The sequence below is a fragment of the Aeromonas sp. 600886 genome, assembly GCF_049174935.1.
In the GTDB taxonomy this organism is placed as follows: domain Bacteria; phylum Pseudomonadota; class Gammaproteobacteria; order Enterobacterales; family Aeromonadaceae; genus Aeromonas; species Aeromonas veronii_A.
The window spans coordinates 116906-127289 of the sequence record NZ_JAAKUB010000013.1 but is presented as its reverse complement, the minus strand read 5'-3'; the positions used below and the strand labels follow the sequence as shown (position 1 = coordinate 127289).

General features: G+C 59.9%; 9 protein-coding genes. 2 read left to right on the top strand and 7 right to left on the bottom strand.

What is annotated here, in order from left to right; translation table 11 throughout:
* Window positions 1-191: 191 nt before the first annotated feature.
* Window positions 192-911, bottom strand: a complete 720-nt coding sequence (locus G5179_RS12090; RefSeq protein WP_421258446.1) for a DUF2982 domain-containing protein — start codon at window positions 909-911, stop codon at window positions 192-194.
* Window positions 912-1125: 214 nt separating this feature from the next.
* Here G5179_RS12090 and recR point away from each other — a divergent pair, with 214 nt between their 5' ends.
* Window positions 1126-1728, top strand: coding sequence for a recombination mediator RecR (recR, locus tag G5179_RS12085; RefSeq protein WP_421258445.1), 603 nt, complete (start codon window positions 1126-1128; stop codon window positions 1726-1728).
* Window positions 1729-1904: 176 nt separating this feature from the next.
* Window positions 1905-3818 (top strand): molecular chaperone HtpG, encoded by a 1914-nt coding sequence (gene htpG, locus G5179_RS12080; protein ID WP_075115122.1) that lies wholly within the window; start codon window positions 1905-1907, stop codon window positions 3816-3818.
* A gap of 104 nt (window positions 3819-3922) precedes the next feature.
* Here htpG and G5179_RS12075 read toward each other — a convergent pair whose 3' ends face one another.
* From G5179_RS12075 to pspF, 6 genes are all read right to left on the bottom strand, one after another.
* Complete coding sequence (locus G5179_RS12075; protein WP_005333681.1) at window positions 3923-4708, bottom strand: ATP-binding cassette domain-containing protein; 786 nt, start codon at window positions 4706-4708, stop codon at window positions 3923-3925.
* 34 nt (window positions 4709-4742) lie between these two features.
* Entirely contained in the window at window positions 4743-5741 is a 999-nt protein-coding gene (locus tag G5179_RS12070; protein ID WP_005333679.1) for an oligopeptide/dipeptide ABC transporter ATP-binding protein, read from the bottom strand.
* Entirely contained in the window at window positions 5741-6634 is an 894-nt protein-coding gene (locus tag G5179_RS12065; protein WP_005333677.1) for an ABC transporter permease subunit, read from the bottom strand. Before G5179_RS12065 ends, G5179_RS12070 begins: the two co-directional genes overlap by 1 nt.
* Before the next feature lie 35 nt (window positions 6635-6669).
* A complete protein-coding gene (locus G5179_RS12060) occupies window positions 6670-7629 on the bottom strand; it encodes an ABC transporter permease (protein ID WP_021231386.1) in 960 nt (319 codons plus the stop codon).
* 2 nt (window positions 7630-7631) lie between these two features.
* Window positions 7632-9227: an ABC transporter substrate-binding protein SapA gene (sapA, locus tag G5179_RS12055; RefSeq protein WP_421258447.1), complete on the bottom strand. Its 1596-nt coding sequence runs from the start codon at window positions 9225-9227 to the stop codon at window positions 7632-7634.
* A 108-nt stretch (window positions 9228-9335) separates the two neighbouring features.
* Window positions 9336-10364 (bottom strand): phage shock protein operon transcriptional activator, encoded by a 1029-nt coding sequence (gene pspF, locus G5179_RS12050; RefSeq protein ID WP_005346257.1) that lies wholly within the window; start codon window positions 10362-10364, stop codon window positions 9336-9338.
* Window positions 10365-10384: the final 20 nt, after the last annotated feature.

Sequence of the window (10384 nt, the reverse complement as noted above, 5' to 3'; positions counted from 1 at the left end):
CCCCGATGCGGTACATAGAGGGTTCTGAGTAGAAAAATGCTAGTTGAAAATGTGTAAACCTATTTCAGGACTAGACAAACTTCAGCCATTGGCGATGTCCTTTGACGCCTCTTTCAAAGATGTTGGCCTGTCCAATTAATTTCTGTCACTCATTCTCGTTGATTCGAATTGTACTCTTTAGCTCCGTGTCATCACTTGTGTTGCTCTGCTGGCGCGCTAGGGGGACGCATCGATGCGTGCCGGTATTGGCGCAGCAGTTTGAGGAAATCGTCCGGTTCCCGATCTAGGCTGCCTACCGGGATCAACAGGTCATAACCGAGCAAGTGGCGCATGCGAATCATCCGTTGAGCCAGCATGGCCAATGCGCCATCGTAGTGCAGCCCTTGCGGGGAGCAAAAGTGACTCTCTTCCAGCCAGTCGATGCCTTGTAAGGGGTCATTGGTATGCACTGGCTGCCCATGGAGCTGCTCATTATGCAGGGCATGCAGCAACACAGGGCGCTGCTCTGTCAACAGATGCACGGCCAGTCTGGGAGTGATCAGTGTCAGAAACTCGTCATACTGTTTTATCTTGAAACCGATATAGGGCAGGGGCTGGAGATCCCAACCAACATGGATTCTGGGTTGATCGATACGCTGGATGTTGTGCCACTTCAGTGCCCAGCCGCCATATTTGTGGTGATAGTGGAGGGAGTGCTGGCATAGGGATAGGCTGATCGGGGGCTCATTGAGCTTGAACCAGCCTATCAAGGTTATCATCATGCCACTCAGTAGCAATATATAGGCCGGGAGCACCGGGCCTTCCACAAGCAACCAGAGTAGTAATAGCATCAGGCTGGTGATGAGCCCCCCGGCCCAGATCAGGGTTAGTCCGTTTCGGCGGACCAGAGGCTTTATATGTTGTGTCTCCATTTAACCTCCTTGTCCTGATGAGGGGGGCGATCTTTTATTACACCACCCGTTTGTCTTTGACCAAGTATAAGCGCCGCGTTTTTGCGCTGGCCAGCAAAGCAAATGGCAGTCATGGGCCGGCTCGGGTATAGTCCTGCGCCAATGGCGTTATCCTGTTTTGCTGACCCGTCGTGGCCCTGGTGGTGGCGAGGGGCAGGCCCGTGTAAGGAGTGTTATGAAGTTCAGTCCCCTGCTCGATGAGATGATGAAAGCCCTGCAGGTATTGCCTGGGGTGGGGCCCAAGTCTGCCCAGCGGATGGCCTTTACCCTGCTCGAGCGTGAGCGCAGCGGCGGTTTGCGGTTGGCCCAGTTGCTCTCTCGCGCCCTGACCGAGATTGGCCACTGTAGCCACTGTCGCACCTTTACCGAGAACGATCGCTGCGATATCTGCGCCAATTCCAAGCGGGAAGAGAACGGTCTGCTCTGTGTGGTGGAGAGCCCGGCGGACGTGGCCGCCATCGAACAGACCGGTCAGTTTTCCGGTCGCTACTTTGTGCTGATGGGCCATTTGTCGCCGCTGGACGGCATCGGCCCGGAGGAGCTGGGGCTCGATATTCTCGAGCGCCGTCTAAAGGAAGAGCACATCAGCGAGCTGATCCTCGCCACCAATCCCACCATCGAGGGAGATGCCACCGCTTGGTATATCGCCGACATGGCCCGTCATGCCGGGGTAGAGGTGAGCCGCATTGCCCACGGGGTGCCGGTAGGGGGCGAGCTGGAGCTGGTGGATGGCACAACGCTCTCCCACTCCCTGATGGGGCGCCAACGCTTGAAATAGCAAGGTGCCAGCCAGTTTCCCCGCATTAATAGCGGTCGAGCTGGGTAAGAAATAGCCGTTTGAGCGGATTTAAAGGGGCGAGTGAGCGGGATTGCATACTCGCCCCTTGATATTTGATTGGCCGTCCCCATCTAGGTTGGGCATATGTTCAACCCGATGTTTCTGAGGATTGGTCCATGACCCAAAGTGTTCATGCCGAAACCCACGGCTTTCAGACTGAAGTCAAACAACTGCTGAGCCTGATGGCTCACAGCCTCTACTCCAACAAAGAAGTATTCCTGCGCGAGCTGATCTCCAACGCATCCGATGCGGCGGACAAGCTGCGCTTCAAGGCGCTTTCCGATGCCTCTTTGTTCGAAAACGACGGCCAGTTGCGTGTGCGTCTGGTGGTGGACAAAGAGAAGCGTACCCTGACCATCTCCGATAACGGGATCGGTATGACCCGCGATCAGGTGATCGAGCACCTGGGTACCATCGCCAAGTCCGGCACCGCAGAATTCTTCAAAAACCTCTCCGGCGATCAGGGACGTGACTCCCAGCTGATCGGTCAGTTCGGGGTCGGCTTCTACTCCGCCTTTATCGTGGCCGACAAGGTGACCGTGGTCTCCCGCGCCGCCGGTACTGCTCCGGAGCAGGGCGTACAGTGGGAATCTGAAGGGGAAGGCTCCTTCACCGTCGCTGACGTAACCAAAGAGGGTCGCGGTACCGACGTCATCCTGCACCTGCGTGCCGAAGAGGACGAGTTCCTCGACGACTGGCGCCTGCGCTCCGTGGTGGGCAAGTATTCCGATCACATCAGCGTGCCGGTGGAGATGTTCAAAGAGGGCACCCCGGATCGCGAAGAGGATGGTGAGACCATCGTCGGCACCCCGGGCGAGTGGGAGCAGGTCAACCGCGCCACGGCACTGTGGACCCGCAACCCGAAAGATATCAAGGACGAGGAGTATCAGGAGTTCTACAAGCACGTCGCCCACGACTTTGAAGATCCGCTGCTGTGGGGTCACAACCGGGTGGAAGGGGCGCAGGAGTACACCAGCCTGCTCTACGTACCAGCCCGCGCACCGTTCGACCTCTATAACCGCGAGCAGAAGCACGGTCTGAAGCTCTACGTACAGCGCGTCTTCATCATGGACGACGCCGAGCAGTTTATGCCGACCTACCTGCGCTTCGTCAAAGGGGTGCTGGACTCCAACGATCTGCCGCTCAACGTCAGCCGTGAAATCCTGCAGGACAACAAGGTTACTGCCTCTCTGCGCAAGGCTTGCTCCAAGCGGGTTCTGACCATGCTCTCCAAGCTGGCGAAAGACGATGCCGAGAAGTACGCCAAATTCTGGAAAGAGTTCGGTAACGTGCTCAAAGAGGGCCCGGCCGAGGATTACGCTAACCGCGAAGAGATCGCCAAGCTCTTGCGCTTTGCCAGCACCGCTGGCGAGGGCGAAGCCCAGACTGTCTCTCTCGAGGATTACGTTGGCCGCATGAAGGAAGGCCAGCAGAAGATCTACTACATCACTGCTGACTCCTATGCCGCTGCCAAGAACAGCCCGCACCTCGAGATCTTCCGCAAGAAGGGTGTCGAAGTGCTGCTGATGTGGGAGCGTGTGGATGAGTGGCTGATGAGCCACCTGACCGAGTTCGACGGCAAGCAGCTTATCTCCGTCACCCGTGGCGAGCTGGATCTCGGCGATCTGGAAGATGAAGCATCCAAGCAGGCGCAAGAAGAGGCCGAGAAGGCTAATGCCGGTCTGGTTGAGCGGGTCAAGAAGAGCCTGGGCGATGCAGTGAAAGAGGTGCGTGTCACTCACCGTCTGACCGACTCCCCCTCTTGCATCGTCACCGACGCCTACGGTATGAGCACCCAGATGATCAAGCTGATGCGCGCGGCCGGCCAGCCGGTACCGGAGCAGAAGTACATTCTGGAGCTCAACCCTGACCATGCGCTGGTGAAGAAGCTCGATACCATTGAAGACGAGGCGCTGTTCGGTGAGTGGGTCACCCTGCTGCACGAACAGGCCCAGCTGGCCGAGCAGGGCGGGCTGAACGATCCGGCGAGCTTCGTCTCCCGCATCAACCGTTTGTTGCTGCAAGCCTAAGCCGCGACTCCGGTAACAGAAAGCCCACTGCATGCAGTGGGCTTTTTTGATCCCGCCGAGTGAGCGCGGCGACAACAGCGGCAAGGGCGGCGGCCAGTGCCTCTCTATTTGCGGTATTCGTTGTTGTAGTTCTGGATGAGACGGCGAGTCACCTCATGCTGGGGATCGGCAAACACCTTGAGAGTCTTGCCGCGCTCCACCACTCGCCCTTCGTGCATCACCAGCACCTCGTCGCTGATATGGCTGACGATGCCCAAATCGTTGGCTACCAGCACATAGCTCAGCCCCATGGTCTCCTGCATCTCCAGCAGCAGGTTGATGATCTGGGAGCGTACCGAGATATCCAGGGTGGAGAGCGCCTCATCGGCTACCACTATCTTGGGGTTGAGGATCAGCGCTCGCGCCAGCGCCACCCGCTGCTGCTGACCGGAGGAGAGCATCTGCGGATAGAACAGGGCGTGATCCGGCAGCATCCCCACCATGCGCAGGGTCTGCACCACCTTCTCGCGGCGCTCCTCCTCGGTCATCTCGGTGTTGAGACGCAGCGGGGTCTCCAGGATCTGGCCGACCCGGATCTTGCGGTTCAGCGAGGTGTTGGGATCCTGAAAAATCATCCGCAGCAGTTTGCAGCGAGTCTGGTAATCGCCATGCACCATCAGCTGGCCGTCGATGGCGATGTCGCCGCTGGTGGGTTCGATCATGCCGGCCAGAATGCGGGCGAGGGTGCTCTTGCCGGAGCCAGCTTCGCCGACGATGGCGAGGGTCTGACCCACTTCGAGATCGAACGAGAGGGGCTTGATCGCCTCCACCGCCTGACGACGGAATAGACCGGTGCGGTTCTGGTAGGTTTTGCTAAGGCCTCTGACCTGCAACAGGGACGGCTCGATCACAAGCGGGGCTCCTTCATGGGGGCATTAACGGTCATCATTTTTTTGGCTCCTCCATGTTCAGCGGGAAGTGGCAGCTGAACTGATGGCCCTTGATCTTGTTCATCAACGGAGTCTGCACGCACTGCTTCTGGGCGTAGGGGCAGCGCGGCCCCAGACGGCAGCCGATGGGCAGGTGTTGCAGCGGCGGGATGACGCCGGGCAGGGTCTCGAGGCGCGACTTGTGGCGCACCAGCTTGTCAAAGTCGGGGATCGATTTGAGCAGGGCATCGGTATAGGGGTGATGCGGGGTCTCAAGGATCTGCTCCCGGGTGCCCACTTCCACCATCTGGCCGCAGTACATCACGTTGATGGTATCGGTCAGGTTGGCGATGGCGGCGATATCGTTACTGATGATCAGGATGGTGGTATTGCCCAGCTTGTTCATCTTGTCCAGCAGTCGCAGGATCTGGGAGTGAGTGGTGGACTCCATGGCGCTGGTGGGCTCGTCGGCTACCAGCAGACGCGGCTGGTTGGCAATGGCCATGGCGATCATCACCTTCTGGCACATGCCATCCGACAGCTCGTGGGGATAGGCACGCATCACCTTGCGGTGATCCTTGACGCCTACCCGGTGCAGCAGCGCGATGGCCTTCTTCTTGCGCCACTGGAAGCGCTGCCAGAATTGTCCCTCGAACGAATCGGTCGGGATCGCCTCTTCCAGCTGGGTGCCGATCTCCTCGGAGGGGTCGAGACAGCTGATGGGGTCCTGGAAGATCATGGCGATCTCGCGGCCCATGATACGCCGGCGCTCCTTGGGAGCCATGGTCAGCAGATCCATGTCGTTGAAGCGCATCCGGTCGGCACGTACCGTCCAGTTGTCTTTCTCGATGCCGACGATCACTTTGGCGATCAGACTCTTGCCGGAGCCGGATTCACCCACCAGACCGCGGATCTCCCCCTCGGTCAGGGTCAGGCTCACCTTGTCCACCGCCTTGACCTTGCCTTGCGGGGTGTCGATCTCGATGGTGAGATTGCGAATGTCGAGCAGCGGCATCAGTCATTTCCCTCTTTGAGTGCTTCACGAATGCCTTCACCAACTAAATTGGTCACCAGCACGCTGAACAGGATGGCGATGCCGGGCAGGGTGACGGTCCATGGGGCGAGATAGATAAGGTCGCTCGAATCGGCCAGCATGGTGCCCCACTCAGGTTGGGGAGACTGGGCGCCGAGACCGAGAAACCCGACCGCCGAGATATCGAGAATGGCCGCCGACAAGGTGCGGGTGGTCTGGGCCACAAGGGTTTCGACAATGTTGGGCAAAATAGCCAGACGCATGATCCGGAAGGGGGGCGAGCCATCGAGGCGGCTGGCGGTGATGTACTCCTTCTGCATCTCGGCATGTACTGCGTTGTAGGTGGCCCGGATAAAGGGCGGGATCAACGCCAGGGTAATGGCTATCAGGGTATTGCCAAAACCCGGTCCCATGATGGCAACCATGATGATGGCCATCAGCAGGGAGGGGATGGAGAGCAGGGTATCGAGCAGGTGGTGCAGCACGCTCGATTTAAGCCCCTTGCTCATGCCGCCGAGGATACCGATGGCGGAGCCCACCACCATGGCGATCACCACCACGACCAGCGCATAGCCGAAGGTGAGACGCGCCCCCACCACCAGCCGGGAGAGCATGTCGCGCCCCAGATCGTCGGTGCCGAGGAAGTAGTCGATGTTGCCGGTCGCCGCCCACGAGGGGGCGAGCAGCAGCTTGTCGGTGTGCTGTTCATCGATGCCGTAGGGGACGACCAGCGGCCCCACCAGCGTGATGAGCAGCAACAGCAAAAAGCACCAGAGCCCTGCCATCGCCAGCGGATTGCGGCTGTAGGAGGCCCACGTCTGCTCAAGGGGCGAGAGGATCTTGAGCTCGGGATAGATGTTCGATTTATCTTGCATAGGATACCTGGCTCCTGGTCACGCCATGAGCGCGTTCAATCTTGTTTGGCATACAACTCTTTGCGCCGTGCCGGATAGATAAGGGTGGTCAGCAACTCGGTGCTGACGCTGGTCAGGATCACGAAACTGGCCACCACCAGGGTCGCGCCGCGAATGGCGGCGTAATCCTGCAGGGCGATGCTGCTGATGAGCCAGCGGCCGATCCCGTGCCACTCGAACACCACCTCGGTGATCATGGCGGAGGTGAGCACGCTACCCAGTTGCAGACCCAGCAGCGGCAGTACCGGCGGCAGGGCGTTCTTCAGACCATGGCGCCAGACGATCTGCGCCTTGGAAAGGCCCCGGCTCGCTGCCGCCTTGATGTAGTTCTGCTTCATCACGTCGATGAGGGAACTGCGCACATGGCGGATCACCTCGGTAGTGGGCACCACCGCCAGCACCAGTGACGGAAGGATCAGGTGGCGCAGGGCATCGTGCAGCGCCGCTTGCCGCCAGGGCTCGTTGCTGAGCAGCACATCGATCACCGCGATGCCGGTAATGGGGGGGACGTCGTAGAGAAGGCTGATCTGCCCGGAGGCTGGCAACCAGCCGAGATCCAGCGAAAAGAGCATTACCACCAGCAGCGCCAGCCAGAATACCGGCACCGCATAGCCGATAAGACCGGCTGTCATGATGGAGAGATCCAGCGTCTTTCCCTGGGACAGGGCCGCCAGGGTGCCGAGGGGAATGCCCACCAGCAGCGAGATGGCGAACGCCGCCAGACAGAGGATCAGGGTCGCCGGGAAGTAGTGGCGGATCTCGTCCAGCACCGGCAGCCCGGAGACGCTGGAGAGCCCCAGGTCGCCTGCGAAAATGCGGCGCAGGAAATCGGGATAGCCGCTCCAGAAGCTGAGCTGATTGCCGATCAGCCGATAGTCCAGCAGATAGGCGACAAAGGTCAGCGCCAGCAGGGTGATAAGCAACAGGTTGATGCGGCGCAAGGTGTATAGAAGCATGCTTACTCCCTGTGAGCCTGGTTGAAGGAGGTGCCGCCAAAGGGCATCAGCGTCAGCCCCTCGATGTTGCTGCGGCTGACCTGGGTACGCAAGGCGTGTGCCAGCGGGATCAGCGGCAGCTGTTCGTTGAGCAGGGTCTGGGCATAGTAGTAGTTGCGCAGCCGGAACGAGAGCTGGGGCGTGGTGACCGCATCATCCAGCAACTGATCGAAGGCCGGGCTACACCAGCGGCTGTAGTTGTTGCCCCGCTCCACTGCCGAGCAGCTCAGCAGCTGACGGAAGAAATTGTCCGGGTCGGCGTTGTCGGCAATCCAGCCGGAGAGCAGGCTGTCGTACTGCCCCTTGGTGAGGCGGCTTTCGATCACCGGCCACTCCCGTTGCACGATCTTGAGCTTGATCCCGACCTTGGCCAGATCGCTGCGGATCAGCTGGGCAGTCTTGACCGCATCCGGGTTGTAGGGGCGGGCGTCCGGTTGCACCAGCACCTGCATCTCGAATCCTTTCTCCAGTCCCGCCTCCTTGAGCAGCTGGCGCGCCCGTTTCAGGTCGGGTTTGCGCTCGGGCAGGCTGGGGTTGTAACCCCATGAGAGGGTCGGCAGCAGGCTGTTGGCGGGCAGGCCGGTATCGAAATAGACCGCCTGCAGCAGATTGTCGATATTGATGGCGCTGGCAATGGCCTGACGCACCTTGACGCTGTTGAACGGCGGCTTGCGGGTATTGAGGGCCAAAAAGGCGACGTTCATCCCCGACTGGACCGAGAGACTCAGCGCCGGATTTTGCTTGATCACCGAGAGCTGGCTAGCGGAAGGGGTGCTCATCACGTCGCACTCGCCGGTCAGCAGCTTGGCCAGCCGTTTGGCGGATTTGGGGGTGATGTCGTAGACCAGCTGTTCAATCTTGGCATCGCCGCCCCAATAGCCGGGATGGCGCAGATAGCGAATGAACGCGTTGTGGCGATACTCCTTGAAGCTGAACGGCCCGGTGCCGATGGGGCGGCTATCCAGCAGGGCTGGTGTGCCCGCCTGCAACATCTGCTCGGCGTATTCGGCGGAGAGGATCACCGCATAGTCGCTGGCCAGGGTGGCGAGGAAGGAGGCGTTCGGCTGGTTCAGCTCGAATACTACCGTCTGCGGCCCTTTCTTGCTCACCCGCTTGATCAGCAGATCTTGCCCCAGGCTGTAGAAGTAGGGGTAATCACCCCCGGACACATTGTGATAGGGGTGCTGCTCGTCAAGCTGGCGGGCATAGGTAAAGACCACATCATCGGCATTGAAAGTGCGGGTGGGCTTGAACCAGGGAGTATGGTGAAACGTCACCCCCTTGCGCAGGGTCAGGGTATAGGTGAGGCCATCCTCGCTGACATGCCAGTTGGTGGCGAGCGCCGGCTCCAACGCCAGGGTGTTGGGGTTCACCTCCAGCAGGCGGTCGTAGAGCGGACGGGCACTGGCATCCAGTGTCACCCCGGAGTTGGAAACATGGGGATTGAAGGAGAGGGGGGATCCCTCAGCACAATAGATGAGTCCGGTTTTGGAGGCCTCGGGTTGCTTCTGGCAGCCGGTGACCAGCACCAGCAGACCCAGCAGCAAGGGTGTGAGCATTCTCATTGTTGAACCATGTTCTTATAGGGGTTTTGTACGCACGTTTTGATACAAATGTGCCAGCGCGAAGGCTGGCGTGTTGCTGGAGTCGGCATCAACCGCGCTCCTTCACTCTTGTTCTGCATCGTTATCGCCATCCAGCAGCTGATATTTGCGTAGCATGCCACGGAACTGGTGATAGCTTAAGGCCAGCAGTTGAGCGGCTTTGCGCTGATTATACTGGGATTGCTGCATCGCTTGCTTGAGTAAATTAATCTCGTACTCCGCCACCGCCTGCTTGAGATCGAGTGGCAAGGCGAGGGGGGATGCAGATTGTACCTCGCTTCGGTCCTCTTGCGCAGGTTGCGTGACCTGTGGTCGCCAGGGGGAATCAAACGGGTTGAGCACCAGGGTCGAGAGCGGCAACTGGGGATTGCCCTGACGATAGATACTGCGCTCCACCACGTTCTTCAGCTCCCGTACGTTGCCCGGCCAGTGGTAATCCAGCAGCAGCTGGGTTGCCTTACGCGAGAAACCGGCAAACAGCGGATAGCCCAGCTCCCGGGTCATGCTGTGGGCGAAGTGCTCCGCCAGCATCAGGATATCTTCCCGCCGCTCCCGCAAGGGGGGGAGGGTGATCACATCAAACGCGAGCCGGTCGAGCAGATCGTGGCGAAACTGCCCCTTGTCGGCCAGCGCAGGGAGATCCTCGTTGGTGGCGCAGACCAGTCGCACATCCACCTTGAGGGGCTTGGCCCCACCCACCCGCTCGAACTCGCCATACTCGATGACCCGCAGCAGCTTCTCCTGCACCCGGGCGCTGGTGGTGGCCAGCTCGTCGAGGAAGAGGGTGCCGCCATCGGCCCGCTCGAAGCGGCCCTGATGGCGCTTGGCTGCACCGGTAAACGACCCCGCTTCGTGACCGAACAGCTCGGTCTCCAGCAGGCTCTCACTCAGGGTGGCGCAGTTGATGGTGACAAAGCTTTGATCCCAGCGCGCCGAGAGATAATGTAGGCGGTGGGCGATCAGCTCCTTGCCCGTCCCCCGCTCACCGATGATCAACACGGGTTTGCGCAGCGGGGCGAGCCGTGAGGCCTGCTCAATGATCTCGAGAAATGCGTTGGATTCCCCCAGCAGGCTTTCCGTGGCCGTGGTCATAGTGATCCCTGTCAGTTGTA